The following is a 16,939-nucleotide window of genomic DNA, read 5'->3' on the forward strand; positions in this document are numbered from 1 at the left end:
CCCGGCTATTCGACCGTAAGGGCGTATCCCTTCCTTTCGAGACACTCGATTACCTTGCGCATATGTTCGAAGCCGCGGGTTTCGAGTTCGAGCGAGACGTCGGTTCTGCCGAGGGCCAATGATTTGGAACGTCTGTCGTGGCTGATGTGGAATATATTTGCGCGTGTTTCTGCGATATCCGTGGCTAACCGGGCCAACGCTCCGGGGAGGTCATCGAGCTCAATCGTCAGCTTCAGGTAGCGCCCCGCAGCCAGCAGCCCCCGTTCCACAACGAGCGCGATGGTCTTGACATCGATATTGCCGCCTGACAGCAGGCAGAGGGTCTTGCCTTTCAGATTCCGTACCTTGCCGTGCAGCACCGCCGCCAGGGGAACGGCGCCGGCTCCCTCCACCAGCAGTTTCGTCCGTTCCAGGAGCGATACGATGGACTGGGCGATTTCCTCTTCCTCCACCTGAACGATTTCATCGACACAGGCGCGGATGATGGGCACCGTCAGCTGCCCCGGGCGCTTTACGGCAATGCCGTCGGCGAGTGTCACCTTTACCGGCACCTCACAGGGAGCGCCTGCCGCAAACGAGGCCGACATGGACGGGGCGGCCGTGGATTCGACGCCGACGATGCGGACATGGGGTGCGCGCTCCCGCACCGCCGCCGCCATGCCGGCTATCAAGCCGCCTCCCCCTACCGGGATCAGCAGGTTTTGCACGTCCGGCAACTCTTCCAGTATCTCCAGGGCTATGGTGCCCTGGCCAGCCATGACCAGGTCATCGTCGAAGGGGTGCACGAAAAGGGCGCCGGTGGCACGTTGGGCCTCCTGCGCCGCTTCGCAGGATTCATCGAAATTTTTCCCGATCAGCACGATGTCGGCGCCGTAGTCGCGGGTGGCCTGAACCTTTTGGGGCGGGGTGATCTCCGGCATGTAGATGGTCGCCTTGACGCCCAACAGGTCCGCCGAAAAGGCCACGCCCTGGGCATGATTTCCCGCCGATGCGGTAATGACGCCATGCTTCAGGGCCTCCTTCGTCTGGGCGGTCATGAAGTTGAGAGCCCCCCTGATCTTGAAGGAACCGGTACGTTGGAGGTTTTCGCACTTGAAGAACAGCGGCGCACCCAATCTCTCGGTATAGTGGTGCGAGTAGATCAGTTCCGTGCGGCGGACGCGTTTCCTGAGGCGGTCGTAGGCTTCCTGTATGAGCTCGTAAAAGGGCATGGTACGTGGGCTCTCCAAAGGGTATTTGTGTCATAGTACCAGACGGGTCAAGCAGGGTCAAATGTGAAGAACCGCCGTTTTGAGCCCTTGGCAAGTTTTCGCTTTGCTGGTACATTAACAAAAGAACATCCCAGAGGAGGCATCATGGAGGCAGAGCACCATCAATTGATCATTCTCGGCGCCGGGCCGGCCGGCTACACCGCGGCCATTTACGCCGCACGGGCCAACCTGAGCCCCCTTATCATAACCGGATTGCAGCCGGGCGGGCAGTTGACCACGACGACAGAGGTCGATAACTGGCCGGGAGAATATGGAGGGGTCCAGGGGCCCGACCTTATGGAGCGCATGCGGCAGCACGCGGAACGGTTCAACACGCGCATGGTCCTCGACAACATCAAACGCGCCGACCTGCTCCAGAGGCCGTTCGTGCTTGAAGGGGACAGTGCCACCTATACCTGCGATGCCCTGATCATCGCCACCGGCGCCTCGGCCAAGTACCTGGGGCTCCCATCCGAGCAGGCCTTCAAGGGAAAAGGCGTTTCCGCCTGCGCCACCTGCGACGGTTTTTTCTACCGCGGCAAGGACGTGGCGGTTATCGGCGGCGGCAGTACCGCGGTCGAGGAGGCGCTCTACCTTTCCAACATCGCCCGCCACGTGACGGTGGTGCATCGCCGTGAGCAGTTCCGCGCCGAAAAGATTATGGCTGACCGGCTGATCGAAAAGACGAAGAACGGCAACGTTACGATCGAATGGCTCCATGTCCTGGACGAGGTCCTGGGGGACGCCGGAGGCGTGACCGGCATCCGTATCCGCCATCGCAGCGGCTCGACCAAGGAGCTGCCGGTCCACGGCGTGTTCATCGCCATCGGCCACACGCCTAACACAAGCATCTTCGAGGGGCAGCTGGATATGGAGAATGGCTATATCCGGACCAAGTGCAGCCTCGAGGGGAATCTCACGGCCACCAACATCGAGGGGGTCTTCGCCGCCGGCGATGTGCAGGACTACATCTATCGCCAGGCGATCACGTCGGCAGGGACCGGCTGCATGGCTGCGCTGGACGCCGAAAAGTATCTGGAAACACTTCGCAAGTAAGGAACGCGTGCCATGGCGGCGACCCCTGACGACCTGGATGCCCTGTTGGGTGACATCCACAAAACCATCCGTGATAATCGCCGTTTCCTTCAGGCCCTGGCGGACGATGCCGACAACGGTCAGGAACAGGATGACGAGGACGACGGCGGTGAGCGGGAGGATTTTGAGGAACTCTGAACATGAGCGCCCGGAAACGCAAAAAGCCCCTGGAAGAAACCTTCCAGGGGCTTTTTGCGTTTCCGGGCGCCTTAGCGGCAAGTTAAGTTAGTGCTTACCCCCGCCGGGGACGTCGTATCCGCCGGCGGCATGACACTCGCTGCAATTGGTCTTGTAGATCTCGTTGCCGATGTCCACCGGGTGCACGAATTCGGTTACCTTCTTCCCGGTGGGGATATTCTCCTGAATCTGGCCAAGCACTTCGTGACAGAGCTTGCAATCCTTGGAGATCAGTTTCCCCTCGGGCGACCTGTGTTTGCCGTCATGGCAGCGGAAGCAGCCGGCGGTGTAGAAATGGCCGATATGATTCGGGTAGGTCTTCCACGACACCTTCATCTTCGGGAAGTAATTACGCTTGTAGATATTCTGGATCTGCCCGATGGCCTGGGTGATGGCGGCACCCTTCTTGGCCGCGACCTCGGGATAATTTTTCGCGTAGTAGTCCCTGATGCCGGCGTCCAGGGCTTTCACGGCCTCTTCGGTACTTGCGTAGGGCTTTTCGAGCAGGTCCACGGCCACCTTCTTGATGTAGGGCAGGCCGCGATCGATGGTGTTGGATGCGAAGTTCCTGTCCATCTCCTCGCCCGGGGAATAGTAGATATGGGTCGGCTTGTTGTGGCAGTCGGTGCAATCCATGATACGCTTGGCCGCCTTGGCGATTTCATCCCGTGAAAGCGGTTTGGAGGGGTCCATGTATTCGGTGACCGTGCCGTCCTTGCCCTTGACCGCCACGTAGGGGATGGTCAGGCGCTTCTTGTCGCCGGGGATGAAGGTCACCTCGCGGCCGATGTGCCAGTGGATGCCCATGGCGTTGGGCGTCTTGGGGGTGCCGCCGATCTTGATCAGCATGTTGATCTCGCGAGGGGTGTTATCCTCGTTCGGGGCGTAGTGATAGAAGATCTTCTGGCGGCCCGCATAGAATTTCTCGGGCCAGTGGCAATGTTCGCAGGTGCTGCGCGCGGGGCGCAGGTTTTCGATGGGTGTTCCGATCGGCGTGGGCCAGGAGTGGGTCAGGACCGCCCAGACCTGGCGCAGGCCCGAGAGTTTTGCCCTCACGTACCATTCGGCGCCGGGGCCGACGTGGCATTCCACGCATTTTACCTTCGCATGGGGCGAGTTCGACCACGCGGTATGCTCCGGCTGCATCACCACGTGGCAGAGTTCGCCGCAGAAGGTGGTTGATTCGGTAAACTCGAACCCCTTGATGGACGCTGTGCCGACGACGATGATAAAGACCACCGACGCCAGTATGAAGAAGATGGAAAGCTTCAGGGTATGGGGGTCGTTCAGGTCGAGGCGCGGCAAGCGGGGGATGCCCAGTTCCGGGTGCTTGCGGAACCGGCTGCGGACCCGCCACGCGCCGGCCGGGATGAGGAGCAGGCCAACGATGAGCATGCCGGGGAAGGCGAAGTAGACAAACATGCCCATATAGGGGTTTTCCAGCCCGGTGAAGGCCTCAAGGAGCAGGAACGCAATGATCAGGACGGTTGCGATCAATGCCATGAGTGCCCCGATGATGCTGGTGCTGTTCATCAAATAGCGGTAAATACTTGAATTTTTAAGTTCCAACGTACACCTCCCTGCGTGTCTGTATGCCAAGAAAATTGAGTATACAGTAAATTTTTATTATTACATCTACAGTTGTGTATTTGTCAAACAAAATAAGTCCGCGGTTTCTTGTGCACCCACGGGTTTTGCTGGCGGAACATCCCGCACGGTATAACGTTTCGATCGCTCCCGGCGTCCTTGGTGCCGTTGCCGCAGCGCGTGCCCCGCGGCCGTTCAGGGGCATCAACGTGATAAGGTCCCACGCCACCTCAGACAGGGGGGCTCCGGGATCAAGGGTTCACGCTACAATGCAGGGGGATGCCAAAAAGAAAGGGGGGCGAAAGCTCGCCCCCCTTTGGGTGATTCAGGCTAGGTGCGGCCCCGGTTTAGTGGGCGCCGTTCCCAAAGGCCAGGATCATGAGCAGCAGCAGGCTGATGCCGATGAAGAGGGCGGTAAAGCCGAACCCTTTGACCAGGAAGTCGTAGGCCACGCCGCTGGTCCTCTTGCAGGCGTACTGTTCGGTGATGCCCAGTTCTTCGTAGCGCTTCCACTGATCGCCGCGCTCCTCAATCATCTCTTCCTTGCCGATCTGCCCATTGAAGATGACGAAGTCCATGGGGAACTTCTCCGGGCGGCCGTGGGTGTTGAAAAAGTGGACCGTGAAGATGAAGCCGGTTGCCAGGAGGGCCTCGTCAGAGTGGACGATGGTCGCTACGTTGAACACCCAGCCGGGCAGGAACAGGCCGAAGAATTCCGGGAACCAGAGCATCAGGCCCGATCCGCCGATGGCGAACATACCCCAGAAGACCGCGAGAAAGTCGAACTTTTCCCAGTAGGTCCAGCGCTCGAAGGTTGGCTTTGGCCCTTTGAAAAAGAACCATTTCAACATCGCGCCGACGTCCTTGATGTCCCGCAGATTGGGGCAGAGCGAGTCAGGGCCGAACAGGCGCTGGATCGGATTCCCCTGTATACCCTTCTTGAAGAAGAGGAAGTTGATGCTCATGACGATCGCCATGCCGAAATAGACGAAGGTGATGCCGGCGCAGATCCGGTGGATGAAGCCGGCATGGGCCGAGCCGCCGTAGAGATTCATCAGGGAGATGGCCCAGTGCTGGGTGCTGAACTTGAGCGGCAGGCCGGTCAGGGAGAGCCCCAGGAAGCTGGTGATCACCAGGATGTGCATGAAGATATGGATACGGTTGAAACGACGGTACTGTTTATGGGCTTCCGGTACGACGTGGTGGTATTCACCGCTGGCCAGTTTGGCCGCCTTTTCCCTGTTTTCCACGAAGCCGCGGAACATCCAGAACAGGGTGTGAATCCAGAAGACGGTAAAGGTGCCCAGCAGCAGGCCGGTCATGCCGAGGAAGGTGTAGTACAGGATCGGATACTTCTCCCGGTCGGTATGCTCGCCATGGGCATAGAACTTGGTAAAGAGCGTGGTCGCCTTGGCGTGGCACTTGGCGCAGGTGTTCACCAGGTTGGCCGGATTGACGCTTGAGTTGGGGTCGGCCTTGGGGAGCACCGAGTGTCCCGTATGGCAGTCGGCGCAGCCCGCGACCCTTTCGGGGAAACCGAGGCGGTAGTTCTTGCCGTGGTAGCTCTCCATGTAGGTCTTGACGGCAACGTTGAAGACGTTGTTGCGCTTCATCATCTCTTCGTTGCTGTGGCATTTCAGGCAGACCTTGGTGTGGAATTCCCGGTTGGAGCGGCTCTTGGGGTCTCCCAGGGGTTTGATCTCGTGCAGGCCATGGCAATCGTTGCAGGCTGCCGAGTCCTCGTTGCCGGCGGCAACCGCCTTGCCGTGGACCGATTTCTGGTAGACCGACTCCTTGTCGTGGCACTGGACACATTTGGCGACGACGATGCGCTTGTCGTTCTTCCAGTACTTGTGGACATGGATATCGGTATGGCAGTCGGCACACATGACACCCTTGGCAATGTGGACGCTGGCATAATGTTCGGCGTTCTGCTTTTTATGGCAGCGCTCGCACTGGACCTTCTGGACCTTGATCTCTTTTTTCATGTGCTTGGCGAGATCGGTGATATCCACATGGCAACTGGTACAGCCATTTTTGCCATGGACCGACTCGGCAAACGCCCGCACGGAAATCTTGTCGCCGTGGCATCCCAGACAGGTGGCCGGGTCGATCGCCATTCCCTGCTGGGCCAGCGACGGACCGGCCCAGACCATTAGCAGCATCAGAAACGGCAGCATACGACAGAAAACAAACTGCATGACAGTGCTCCTCCATACCAATAGGGTGTAATGAAGATGGGTGTATAAATTTAATATACACTACACAACAGAAAGTTCTAAATCAACGAAAATTGAATACTGCATACACACTTTCTGAATGGATGCAGTGAATAAAGAAGGTGAAATTACAACAGGATAAATGAGGTCTCCAACATCTGCATTAACAGTGCCCACGTAAATCGCGGCTCATGACGGCAACTTCCGGTGCGCCATCCCGGTCGTGCCCTTGTCCATACGCCGGGTCACCGGCCGGCATCTGGCGTCAGTGTATACCTAACCTCCCGAATTTACGGCCCTTGGCAATGCTGTGCCCTTGACTTTGCCAAGGGCTTTTGTTAGCTTGCCAAAGTAACATCTCGGTTCGTCGAAAAAACTCTGCCGCTGAACATCGCTTCAGGGCAAATCCGGAGTGCCTCATCATGTACAAAAAGCTCTTTATCCCCGGCCCCGTGCCGGTCCATCCCGACATCCTCGCCGCCATGGCGACCCCCATGATCGGCCACCGCACGAAGGAATATGCCGAAATGCATGAACGGGTGACCTCGGGCCTGCAAAAGATCCTGGCCACGGAAGGGAAGGTTTTCCTGGCCACCTCCAGCGCCTTCGGGGTCATGGAAGGGGCCATTCGCAATCTGGTGGGAAAGCGGTGCGCCAACTTCTGCAACGGCGCCTTCTCGGACAAGTGGCACAATGTCACCCTCCGCTGCGGCAAACAGGCCGATGCCATCCGCTTCGACTGGGGCAAGCCGGTTACGCCCGAGGCGGTCGAACGGGCCCTGTCCACCGGCCTGTATGACAGCATGACCATGATCCATAACGAAACCTCGACCGGGGTGATGTCGCCCTTGCCCGAAATCGCCGAGGTGATGCGCAAATTCCCGGATGTCATGTTTATCGTCGATACGGTTTCCTCCATGAGCGCCTTGAAGATTCCGGTGGATGAACTGGGCATCGACAGCTGTATCTTCGGGGTGCAAAAGGCCTTTGCCCTGCCGCCGGGCCTCACGATCTTCACCGCCAGCGACAAGGCGCTTCAACGGGCATCGACCATGGAGGGCCGCGGCTACTACTTCGATTTTACGGAGTTTGCCGCCAACGACGCCAAACACAACACCCCCTCCACACCCTGCATTTCCCAGATCTTCGCCATGGAGCGCCAGTTGGAGCGGATCTTTGCCGAGGGGTTGGAGACGCGCTGGGCGCGCCACCGGGACATGGCCGAGTATGTCCGCCAATGGTTGACCGACCGCGGTTTCGGACTTTTCCCCGACCGGGAATACTGCTCGCTCACCCTGACCTGCGCCCGCAACAGTCGCGGCGTCGATCTGGCCGGCTTGAAAAAGGGACTGGCCGAAATAGGCTTTGCCTTTGACGACGGCTATGGCAAAATTAAGGGTGAGACCTTCCGTATCGCCCATATGGGGGACATGACCCGTCACGACCTGGAGGAACTCTTTAGCGCCATTATCAGCCTTATGCCCGACCTGGCCTGAAATTCGCCCGGTGCACCGGCCGGGTCCCGTACCGATACACAGGAGGAACATGCCATGAAGTGCCCAAATTGCGGTAATAGGACATCCTTGAATCTTGACATGCATTCCGGTGGGTTTTCTTCCGACGAATCGCCGCTCAAGGAGTGCGGCGTCTGCGGGCTTGTCTGGCGGGTCAAGACCGAGGCGGGCGAGATGAAGATCGACATCATCAAGCCGCCCGACAAGAAAAAATGAAAAAAGCCCTCCTGACGGAGGGCTCGATGGTGCTGCATTGCTTTGTGCGGCGTCGCCTGGGGCTGACTTCAGCCCGACGTGCTATTCCTTTTCAAAGGCATCCTTGCCCGCGCCGCACAGGGGGCATGTCCAGTCGTCGGGCAGAGACTCGAAGGGCGTTCCGGGAGGAACTCCCCGGTCGGGATCTCCCGTGGCGGGATCATAGACATATTGGCAGATGGTGCAGATCCAACGTTCCATAGCAATGCTCCTTTGCGATAGTGATTATTCCCAGCTGATACACTGGACGGGACAACCGTCGATAGCCTGCTGAATATCCTTTTCAGGGGCGCCGGATGGGTCGAAGCATTCCGCCTTCCCGGAACTGTTGAAGCGAAAGACCTCGGGGCAGGTCGAAATACAGAGACCGCAACTGATACAACTTTCCTGATCCACAACCGGTCGTTTCATTGGTAACTCCCTCCCGAATCCTGGGGAGGTATTGTAGCAGCTTCAGGACGGATGTCAACCAAGCGGGAGAAAACGATGATATTTGATGCGGTGGTAGTCGGGCCCCTGTCGGTCAACTGCTTCATCCTGGGGTGCGAAGAGACCCGCGAAGGGGTGGTGGTCGATCCGGGCGGCGATGTGGAGCGTATTATCCAGACGGTTCGGCGCCATGGGCTGACGATACGGTATATCATCAACACCCATGGGCATTTCGACCATGTCGGCGGCAACCGCGAGGCGGTGGCGACGTTCAAGGCCCCGCTGCTGATCCACCGGGAGGATGCCCACTTGCTCGGCCTCGTTGCCGAAGTGGGGCGCATGTACGGTATCCAGGGGGAGAACTCCCCGGAGGCCGACGGTTTTCTCACCGACGGGATGGAGATCGAGTTCGGGACCCACCGCATGAAGGTGCTGCATACGCCCGGCCATACCCAGGGCGGGTGCTGTCTCTATCTGGCCGAAGAGAGCAAAATCATCACCGGCGACACCCTGTTTGCCGACTCCATCGGCCGGAGCGATCTCCCCGGCGGTTCCCACGATCAACTCCTGGCCTCCATCCAAGCCAAGCTCTTTACCCTGCCGGACGATGTGACCGCCTATCCGGGGCATGGCCCCGAAACCTCCATTGGCCATGAAAAACGCCATAATCCCTACTTCTGAGGAGCAGGACGCTATGCTGAAGGATACGCGGATTGTACTGGGTGTTACGGGGGGCATTGCCGCGTACAAGGCGGTGGAGTTGCTGCGCCTTTTGACCAAGGCCGGCGCCCGGGTGCACGTGGTCATGACCCGCTCGGCACAGGAGTTCGTCACCCCCCTGACCTTCCAAACCCTCTCGGCCAACCCGGTGCACAGCGAGCTGTTCAACCTGATCGCCGAGCAGGAGATCGGGCACATCTCCCTGGCCGACCGGGCCGACCTGTTTGTCATTGCCCCGGCCACGGCCAACGTGATCGGCAAGATCGCGGGCGGCATCGCCGACGACCTGCTCACCACCACCGTCATGGCGACCAAGGCGCAGGTACTGATCGCCCCGGCCATGAACGTCAACATGTACACCAATCCGATCTACCGTGAAAACGAGGACAAGCTGCGCCGGCTCGGCTACCTTTTCGTGGCGCCCGAAACCGGCACCCTGGCCTGCGGTTGGGAAGGGGAGGGGAAACTGGCGGCGCCGGAGACGATCTTCGAAGCGGTGGTGGCGGCGCTCAGGCCCGGCGATCTGGAGGGGCAGACGGTCATGGTCACGGCCGGCCCGACACGGGAGGAGATCGATCCGGTCCGTTTCATCAGCAACCACTCGTCGGGCAGGATGGGCTATGCCGTGGCACGGGCGGCCCGGCAGCGCGGCGCGCGGGTGATTCTCGTGAGCGGCCCGACCGGTCTCGCCGCCCCGGCGGGCGTCGAGCGAATCTGCGTGGAAAGCGCCCGCGATATGCAGGCAGCCGTGATGGAGCATGTCGCGGGATGCGCGGTGGTCGTCAAGACCGCGGCGGTGGCCGACTATCGGCCGGCCGAGCGCCAGGGGGGCAAGATCAAGAAACAGGCGGCCGAGATGACCCTGGCGCTGGTCAAAAACCCGGATATCCTGGCGGAACTGGGACGCCTGAAGAAACGTCCCTTCCTGGTGGGCTTTGCCGCGGAGACCTCCCGCCTGGAGGAGTACGCCGCCCGAAAGCTTGCGGAAAAGAATCTGGATATGATCGTTGCCAACGACGTCAGCCTGGGGGATGCCGGTTTCAATGTGGACACCAACCGGGCGCTCTTCCTCTTCAGGGACGGTTCCCGCCAGGAGTGCCCCCTGATGTCCAAGGATGAACTGGCAAACCGCATCCTGGACCAGATCGCCGCACGTCTCCCCGCCCAGCGCCCCCGGTAGGTCCGCGCCACTCACCCCCGGTGCAATTCCTTCAGCAGTTCCGGCTTGTGCAGCGCCTGCCGCAGTTTGTGCTTCAGCAGATCCACCTGCTCCAGGCCATCGGCCTTGGAGATCCGCCCGTTTTTATAGAGGAGCCGCAGGTTCTTCCGCAGGGCATCCGCGGCAGCCAGCGCTTTTTCCCCCGTCGGGTCCGTCGTCAGGCATTCCGATTCTTCGGGATGGCGGAGAAAATCAAAGACCGCCTCCTCGGTCAGGGTCATGTATTCATCCCGATCGCTCTCCGCCAGGGTATAGCGGGAGTTGTCCGACAGGGTCCGCATGACCTTCTGCCATTTTTCCAGGCGCGACAGGAGCATGATGGAGTTGAAGATGCGCTTGTTGGTGCCGAAGGAGAAGAGGGTGTTGGTCAGAACGCTGCGCAGCATGGCGTCGTTGGCGTGCTGATCGGAGCGGCAGATTTCCCGCGCCCGCTCCCACACCGCCTTGTCCGCAAAGGTCTCGAACCGCATCTCCCAGTAGGTATGCTTCATGGTCACCGAGGCGAATGAGCGCATGATCTTGTAGGGTACGAAATAATTGTGGGCAATGCCGTCCGCCGCCAGGTGGGAGAGGTAGCCGTAGGCGCAGGCCTTTTCGCCGTCGCTGCGGGCCGCCTGCAGCACCTTTTGCCCGATGCGCCAGCGGTGGCAGTTGAGCAGGTAATGGGTGTATTTCTTCCCCACGATGATGTCGGCCGCGATGCAGCCGTAGAGGTAGTCGCGGGGGTATGCCCCCAGAACCGCCCCAATGGCGGGGGGCAGGGTGTCGAGGGCGGACAGCACGCTCAGGCCCGCCTGGAGATGGATTCCGCCGCCCCAGGCGTGGGCCGCGTCGGGGACGAGCACGCCGCAGATGGTCAGCAACACCACGAATGGAAACATGGTCTCTTTCGCTTTGACATGGCTTTGAAGGAACTGGTACAGTCCGGAAAGCATACCATGATAATGATACCCCGGAATGGGGAATGATACAACACAAGGGATGGTAATGGCTCAATCGTTCAAGGCCGTGGCGGCATCGTCACTGCGGGAATACCTGTTGACCATTCAGGAAAGCGGCCTGGACGGTCTCCCCGTCGCCGCGCCTCCGGCAACGATGGCGCAAGCGGCAACGGGGCAACAAACGGCAGTGGTGGAAACCGGAGAGCCGCCCCACGACCGGAAGCATGAATCCCTGGAAAAGATACGGAAAAGCCTGGGTGACTGCCAACGCTGCAAACTGGCGAAGGGGAGGCGGAATCTGGTGTTTGGCGTGGGCAACCCCCAGGCGCGGCTGGTGTTTGTGGGAGAGGGGCCGGGGGGGGACGAGGACCGGCAGGGGGAGCCGTTCGTGGGGGAGGCCGGGCAGGTCCTGAACCGCATCATCACCGCCATGGGGCTCGAGCGGGAGGACGTGTATATCTGCAACGTCGTCAAGTGCCGTCCGCCCGACAACCGGGACCCGGAGACGGACGAGATCGCCGCCTGTGCCCCGTTCCTGCTGCGGCAGTTGCAAGCGGTCCAGCCCGAGGTTATCGTGGCGCTGGGCAGGTTCGCCACCCAGACCCTGCTGGGCACCAAGGAGGCGATCTCGAAGCTGCGCGGCAAGTTCCGCGATTATCACGGCGTGCCGGTCATGCCGACCTATCACCCCTCGTACCTGCTGCGCCACCGGGGCGATTCGGGGCCTTTCTGGGAGGTCTGGGAGGATATGACCCAGGTGCTGCGGCTCCTGAAGCTGCCGGTGCCCGAGAAATCGCGAAAGAGGTAGGTGTTGGACTTATTGCCCATTGCACCAAGGGCGACCCGTTGGGATCGCCCCTGCGGTTTATTGGATTCATATCTGGCAAATATAGGGCAATATAAATTTCCGTAGGGGCGGCGCCAACGGCTCACCCGTCTTTCGGTGCACTATGCTAGAGGCCGTACCACCTTCTGACCACAAAGACCCCCTGCCGTTTCCCCGGTGCCGGCCACGTATCCAGGGGCCGGCGGGTCCGCATGATCTCCGCCAGCCGTTGGCGCAACGGTGTCCTCACCACCCCCCCATTGCCGGGCCTGCCGCACTCCAGGCGGCTTTCGATGGTCGTATCCCGGTCCAGGACGATGATCACATGGCCGTTCCAGACGAGCAGATCGAGCGGTTGCAACCGCTCCGCGATCTCCCGGGCGCTTTTCCCCTCCACGGCCACCCCGGTGCCGTAGGCAACCAACTGGGATGTGTTGCGGGGCGTCCACCCGTTGGTGGCTTGGTAGAGCAGCCCGGAACAGTCCAGGCCGGCCAGGGCGATGCGACGTTTGCCCCTGTCGTCCCACGACGCCTCGGCAGGGTAGAGTGTCCCGAACAGGGCGAGTGCCCCCTCCCGCAGGTTGCCGCCCCACACGTAGGGGCTGCCGACGGCCTCCCGGAGCGCGGCGATGACCCGTTCCCGGGGCGGCAGGATTCGGGAGCGTGCCGGGGGCTGTGCGTCGCGGAGTTCGATGAAGCGGCTGTCCACATAGAGCGAGACACCGGCCGGGGCGGGATAATCGTCGGTCTCCACCCGATAGACGGCTCCCCCGGCCCCCGGAAGCGTTTCCCGCACCCTGAAGACGGTCCCCGGCAGGGCGATGAACTCCATCTCCCGCACCTGGCCGCAGCGGTCGGTCTTCAGGGACCGGCCGTCCGCTCCTCCAAAGATGCGGCTGAAGGCCGGGCTGTTCAGCACCGGCGCCGCACTCCGGGCCACGCCGTAGGGAGCGGCCCCGGCGGTACCGCTCCAGCCGAGAAGCATCACCAGGATGACGGGAAGGGGCCGCATCATGCCCTGCCCCCCTTGCCGCTCAAGGCCTGCCGGATCAACTCCTTCTGGGCACCGGTAAGGCGCGGCGCGGAGAGCAGTTCCCGCAGAGTACCGGGGGGCAGCCCCGGCAGAAACAGGGTGAACCAGATGACCGGTGTCCGGGGATTCTTGAGGAGCGCCAGGCGGATATTGGGTTTGTTTTTCCAGCGGCCGTTCCGGGCGACCATGGAGATGGTTTCGGCGTTCGACATCGCGGAGGTTATGAACTGGTGAACCGCCCCCTCCTTCAGGTGCGGGTTGTCCAGGCAGGCCTCCACCACCGGCGGCACCCCTTCCCGCAGCAGCGCCTCCACAATCGGAGCGGTGGCCCGCCGGGCCAGGGTGAGCTTGTTGCCCAAGGGTTGGGCGGGCAGGCGCTGGATGACGATGCGTTCGGCGCCCAGGCGCTGGTCGGGCGGCACGGCCGGTATGGTGCAGAGCTTGATGAGGTCGAAGATGTACAGTTGGGGCAGCAGGCTGCCGGCGATGTGCGCGGGGGTGTCGGGGTGGCCGGCCAGGGCGAACTTGAGCGGGTAGCTTTCGCTGAAACGCCTGCCGTTATACAGGGCGGTGAAGAGCTCTCCGGGCAGGCCGCGGCGCTTCAGCAGGGCCAGCAGATGGTTCTCGTCGAGGGACCGGTTGCGCAGGGCCGCCAGCAGAACTTCGCCGTCGGATTCCTGCATGATCTCGAACAACTCGTCCTTGTCGGCCGCAAGGGCCCGTTGGAGGTCGTGTGACAGTTTTTGATCGATATCCGCAAAATTTGCAGACTGGTTCATGGGGGTGTAAATCTCCTGTGGGATGTTCCGAAGCGGCACTTTCCGGGTGGTTTGCGCCTCGTACGCGTTCCTCTGCCGGATAATGATACTGCAAACAGCCTGCCAGAGAAACAGCTTATCGGCAAACCCGGGCGGAAGGTCCATACATGCGGTTGCGCCGGGAGCGGCTTCGTGGTACAGATGGGACCTGGGGAAATATTCCGGTGCGGGGCGGCATAAAGGCATCGGGTTTGCACGTGGTGGAATGTCCCTGCATACTCCGGCACGGCCGGCCCGGACAGAGAGGCGGCAGAAAAGGTGCCTTTGGGCGTAAGTATCTTTCCGGCGCTCCCGGAGATAAGCGACGAGGAACTCGCGACGATCGGCGCGATTCTGCAGAGGTGGCGCGGGTTCAGCCTGGCCGTCTATAAGGACACCTGCATGAAGCGGCGGGTGGCCATCAGGATCCGTTCGACACGCAGCAGCGATGCCGCCGCCTATTGCGACCTGCTGAGCCGGAGCGGCCAGGAGCTTGACCTGCTCCAGAAATCGCTTACCATCCATGTCAGCCAGTTTTTTCGCAACCACTCCGTGTTTGAAAAACTGCGCATGGAGGTCATCCCGGAGCTCTTCGCCTCCCGGACGGACCGCCGGGACGAACCGCTCCGGTTCTGGTGTCTCGGCTGCGCCGGCGGGGAAGAACCGTACAGCCTGGCGATCATGCTGCGGGAGTTTTTCGGCCGGGAGATCCGTCATGAGCGGGTGTCCCTGCTGGCTACCGACATTGACGACAAAACGCTCCAGGCCGCCCGGGCGGCCGAATATGACGAGGGGCGGTTCAAGGAGATGCCGGTCGAACTGCGGGAACGCTATTTTCGCCAGGACGGGCGGTTATTCCGCTTGGTTCCCGAGATCCGGGATATGGTGGTTTTTCAGCGGGGCGACATCTGCAACCCGGAAGAGTACGTACCCAGCGACCTGGTTTGTTGCCGTAATACCCTGATCTATTTCGCGCGGCCCGAACAGGAGAGGATCCTCAACAGGATCGCGGATATCCTCAGGCCGGGTGGTATACTTGTGCTGGGCAAATCCGAGGTGCTGGTCGGCAGTTCGCGCGGCCGTTTCGCGCCGGTTTGCCGCACCGAACGCATTTATCGGCGGATATCATGAATTGAATCGTAGGCGGAGGGGTGGTATGCGGATTCCCATAGGCTATAAATTCATCCTCGGGTTCATCGTGGTCGTGGCGGCGGTGGCTTTCAGCCCCCGGCTGGTCGCCTTATTCGGCTATTCTCCGGAGATATCCGGCATCCTGGGGTATGCCATGGCGCTGACCCTGGGGCTCATCCTGGGGTGGCTCTTTTCCAAGGGGTTTACGGCCAACATCAGCCGCCTGACCGAAGCGGCCGAATCCATCAGCAGGGGCGACCTGACCCGGGCGGTGGACATGCCCCCCACCCGGATACCTGACGAAACCCATGAGCTGGCCGACCTGATCAACCTGATGCTCCAGAATCTGCGCGATCTGGTGGGGCACATCAAAAAGGCTTCGGGCAAACTCACCAATTCCGCCCGGGAGATCAACTCCAACGCCCTGGAGATCAGCGCCTCCACCGAAGAGGTCGCCCAGGCCATCGAACAGATTTCCCGCGGCGCCGAAACCCAGGCCGAGATGGTGGAAAAGACCTCCAAGACCATTCGCGAGATGGCCGTTTCCATCGAACTGGTCGCCTCCCGCGCCAAGGAAACCGCCAAGGCGGCCCGGGAGACGAGCCTCACCGCCCAGCACGGCGGCACCCTGGCCACCGATTCCCTGGAGCGGATGAAGGATTTTTTCGACTGCCAGGAACAGATCGGCCGACAGTTCGACGTTTTCAGTTCCAAGCTGCAGAAGGTCGGCAGGATCGCCGATTTCATCGCCGACGTGGCCCGTCAGACCAATCTTCTGGCCCTGAACGCCTCCATCGAGGCGGCCCGGGCCGGGGAATACGGCAAAGGCTTTGCCGTGGTGGCGGATGAGGTGCGCAAGCTTGCCGATGGCTCGGCCCAGTCGGCGGCGGATATCAACGAGATGATCGAAAGCCTGCGGGAAGAGAGCCATCGGGTGCACGAGATCATCCAGGAAAGCTCCCGCACCATCAGGGAGGGGAAGAAAAACATCGACGTGACCGCCACGGCCTTTCAGGAAATCCTCACGACCGTCCTGGAAACCGAACGCAGGGCCAACAGCATCGCCGATCTTTCCCAGATGCAGATGGACGGCTCGGGCAAGATGGTCAAGTCGGTGGACGAGATCGCCAAGGTGGCCGACGATAATGCTGCCGCCACCGAGCAGGTCTCGGCCGCCACCGAAGAACAGTTGGCCGCCATGCAGGATATGGCGCTGGCCACCAATGAGTTGGCAAAACTGGCGGAAGGGCTGCTGGCGGTGGTGGAACGCTTCAAGGTCGACCGCGACGAACCGGATCAGGCGTGACCCGGCACCAGCACGGATACCTCCTTTTTACCCTGCAGGGGCGGCGGTTTGCCGTCAACCTGCTGCAGGTGGCCGAGGTCGACGAACCACCGCTCACCTGGCCCCTGCCCGGCGCGGATCCTTGTTATGTCGGTGCAATGAATTTCCACGACACCATAGTTGCGGTCATGGATCTGGCCGCCTTCCTGGGGCTGCCCAGTTGCCACGACCTGGAAAAGGTCGTCGTGGCCGACCCCCGCATCGCCGCACTGGCCTTTCTGGTTGAGCGGGTCATCAGGATTGCACCGCCGGAGCAGGCCACCCTGGGGGAAGCCCCGGACGATCCCTGCGTTTCCGCCCTGCTTCATCTGCCGGAAGGCGAATGCGTCCTGCTTGACGTGGCCGCTATTGCGCAGCGGGCGGCAGAAACCATAAATCCATAATCTGTTTGAAGATAAAGG

The 16,939-nt window shown here is 61.0% G+C and carries 18 protein-coding genes; 10 read left to right on the forward strand and 8 right to left on the reverse strand.

Translation table 11 applies throughout. The annotated features are described in order from the left end of the window. Nucleotides 1-5: 5 nt before the first annotated feature. Nucleotides 6-1,211 carry a threonine ammonia-lyase gene (ilvA, locus tag F6V30_RS04055; RefSeq protein ID WP_151155203.1) on the reverse strand — a complete coding sequence of 402 codons (1,206 nt, stop codon included), beginning with the start codon at nucleotides 1,209-1,211 and terminating at the stop codon, nucleotides 6-8. A gap of 144 nt (nucleotides 1,212-1,355) precedes the next feature. Between ilvA and trxB the strand changes: the two genes are divergently transcribed. Together trxB and F6V30_RS16995 are read left to right on the forward strand one after the other, a co-directional pair. Continuing rightward, complete coding sequence (trxB, locus tag F6V30_RS04060; protein ID WP_151155204.1) at nucleotides 1,356-2,306, forward strand: thioredoxin-disulfide reductase; 951 nt, start codon at nucleotides 1,356-1,358, stop codon at nucleotides 2,304-2,306. 12 nt (nucleotides 2,307-2,318) lie between these two features. After that, a complete protein-coding gene (locus tag F6V30_RS16995; protein ID WP_191965572.1) occupies nucleotides 2,319-2,483 on the forward strand; it encodes a hypothetical protein in 165 nt (54 codons plus the stop codon). An 87-nt stretch (nucleotides 2,484-2,570) separates the two neighbouring features. Here the strand turns inward: F6V30_RS16995 and F6V30_RS04065 are convergent, their stop codons facing one another. Further along, complete coding sequence (locus F6V30_RS04065; protein WP_420850264.1) at nucleotides 2,571-4,055, reverse strand: cytochrome c3 family protein; 1,485 nt, start codon at nucleotides 4,053-4,055, stop codon at nucleotides 2,571-2,573. Nucleotides 4,056-4,456: 401 nt separating this feature from the next. Next, complete coding sequence (locus F6V30_RS04070; RefSeq protein ID WP_151155206.1) at nucleotides 4,457-6,310, reverse strand: cytochrome c3 family protein; 1,854 nt, start codon at nucleotides 6,308-6,310, stop codon at nucleotides 4,457-4,459. Nucleotides 6,311-6,750: 440 nt separating this feature from the next. On the opposite strand from F6V30_RS04070, the gene F6V30_RS04075 reads away from it, so the two are divergent. After that, nucleotides 6,751-7,824, forward strand: a complete 1,074-nt coding sequence (locus F6V30_RS04075) for a pyridoxal-phosphate-dependent aminotransferase family protein (protein WP_151155207.1) — start codon at nucleotides 6,751-6,753, stop codon at nucleotides 7,822-7,824. Nucleotides 7,825-7,878: 54 nt separating this feature from the next. Beyond that, nucleotides 7,879-8,058, forward strand: coding sequence for a hypothetical protein (locus tag F6V30_RS04080; RefSeq protein ID WP_149307567.1), 180 nt, complete (start codon nucleotides 7,879-7,881; stop codon nucleotides 8,056-8,058). Between the two features lie 81 nt (nucleotides 8,059-8,139). On the opposite strand, the gene rd is transcribed toward F6V30_RS04080, so the two are convergent. Further along, nucleotides 8,140-8,298 carry a rubredoxin gene (rd, locus tag F6V30_RS17000; protein WP_149307566.1) on the reverse strand — a complete coding sequence of 53 codons (159 nt, stop codon included), beginning with the start codon at nucleotides 8,296-8,298 and terminating at the stop codon, nucleotides 8,140-8,142. Between the two features lie 24 nt (nucleotides 8,299-8,322). Next, nucleotides 8,323-8,508 carry a ferredoxin gene (locus tag F6V30_RS17005; RefSeq protein ID WP_191965573.1) on the reverse strand — a complete coding sequence of 62 codons (186 nt, stop codon included), beginning with the start codon at nucleotides 8,506-8,508 and terminating at the stop codon, nucleotides 8,323-8,325. 75 nt (nucleotides 8,509-8,583) lie between these two features. Between F6V30_RS17005 and F6V30_RS04090 the strand changes: the two genes are divergently transcribed. Then, nucleotides 8,584-9,207 carry an MBL fold metallo-hydrolase gene (locus F6V30_RS04090; protein ID WP_151155208.1) on the forward strand — a complete coding sequence of 208 codons (624 nt, stop codon included), beginning with the start codon at nucleotides 8,584-8,586 and terminating at the stop codon, nucleotides 9,205-9,207. A 13-nt stretch (nucleotides 9,208-9,220) separates the two neighbouring features. After that, nucleotides 9,221-10,426: a bifunctional phosphopantothenoylcysteine decarboxylase/phosphopantothenate--cysteine ligase CoaBC gene (gene coaBC / locus F6V30_RS04095; protein ID WP_151155209.1), complete on the forward strand. Its 1,206-nt coding sequence runs from the start codon at nucleotides 9,221-9,223 to the stop codon at nucleotides 10,424-10,426. A gap of 11 nt (nucleotides 10,427-10,437) precedes the next feature. Here the strand turns inward: coaBC and F6V30_RS04100 are convergent, their stop codons facing one another. Beyond that, nucleotides 10,438-11,346 carry a zinc dependent phospholipase C family protein gene (locus F6V30_RS04100; RefSeq protein WP_151155210.1) on the reverse strand — a complete coding sequence of 303 codons (909 nt, stop codon included), beginning with the start codon at nucleotides 11,344-11,346 and terminating at the stop codon, nucleotides 10,438-10,440. A gap of 106 nt (nucleotides 11,347-11,452) precedes the next feature. On the opposite strand from F6V30_RS04100, the gene F6V30_RS04105 reads away from it, so the two are divergent. After that, the gene (locus F6V30_RS04105) at nucleotides 11,453-12,214 is read left to right on the forward strand and encodes a uracil-DNA glycosylase (RefSeq protein WP_151155211.1); all 762 of its coding nucleotides are present in this window, start codon (nucleotides 11,453-11,455) and stop codon (nucleotides 12,212-12,214) included. Between the two features lie 145 nt (nucleotides 12,215-12,359). On the opposite strand, the gene F6V30_RS04110 is transcribed toward F6V30_RS04105, so the two are convergent. After that, nucleotides 12,360-13,247: an NlpC/P60 family protein gene (locus F6V30_RS04110; protein WP_151155212.1), complete on the reverse strand. Its 888-nt coding sequence runs from the start codon at nucleotides 13,245-13,247 to the stop codon at nucleotides 12,360-12,362. Beyond that, nucleotides 13,244-14,044, reverse strand: a complete 801-nt coding sequence (locus F6V30_RS04115) for a hypothetical protein (protein WP_151155213.1) — start codon at nucleotides 14,042-14,044, stop codon at nucleotides 13,244-13,246. Before F6V30_RS04115 ends, F6V30_RS04110 begins: the two co-directional genes overlap by 4 nt. A 303-nt stretch (nucleotides 14,045-14,347) precedes the next feature. On the opposite strand from F6V30_RS04115, the gene F6V30_RS04120 reads away from it, so the two are divergent. From F6V30_RS04120 to F6V30_RS04130, 3 genes are read left to right on the forward strand one after another with little or no spacing between them, the layout of a single operon-like run. Continuing rightward, entirely contained in the window at nucleotides 14,348-15,193 is an 846-nt protein-coding gene (locus F6V30_RS04120; RefSeq protein WP_246163201.1) for a CheR family methyltransferase, read from the forward strand. A gap of 25 nt (nucleotides 15,194-15,218) precedes the next feature. Then, nucleotides 15,219-16,499: a methyl-accepting chemotaxis protein gene (locus F6V30_RS04125; RefSeq protein ID WP_151155215.1), complete on the forward strand. Its 1,281-nt coding sequence runs from the start codon at nucleotides 15,219-15,221 to the stop codon at nucleotides 16,497-16,499. After that, nucleotides 16,496-16,921, forward strand: a complete 426-nt coding sequence (locus tag F6V30_RS04130; RefSeq protein WP_151155216.1) for a chemotaxis protein CheW — start codon at nucleotides 16,496-16,498, stop codon at nucleotides 16,919-16,921. The genes F6V30_RS04125 and F6V30_RS04130 overlap by 4 nt, the downstream gene beginning before the upstream one ends. The last annotated feature ends 18 nt before the right edge of the window (nucleotides 16,922-16,939 follow it).

The organism is Oryzomonas sagensis, assembly GCF_008802355.1.
Classification (GTDB): Bacteria; Desulfobacterota; Desulfuromonadia; order Geobacterales; family Pseudopelobacteraceae; genus Oryzomonas; species Oryzomonas sagensis.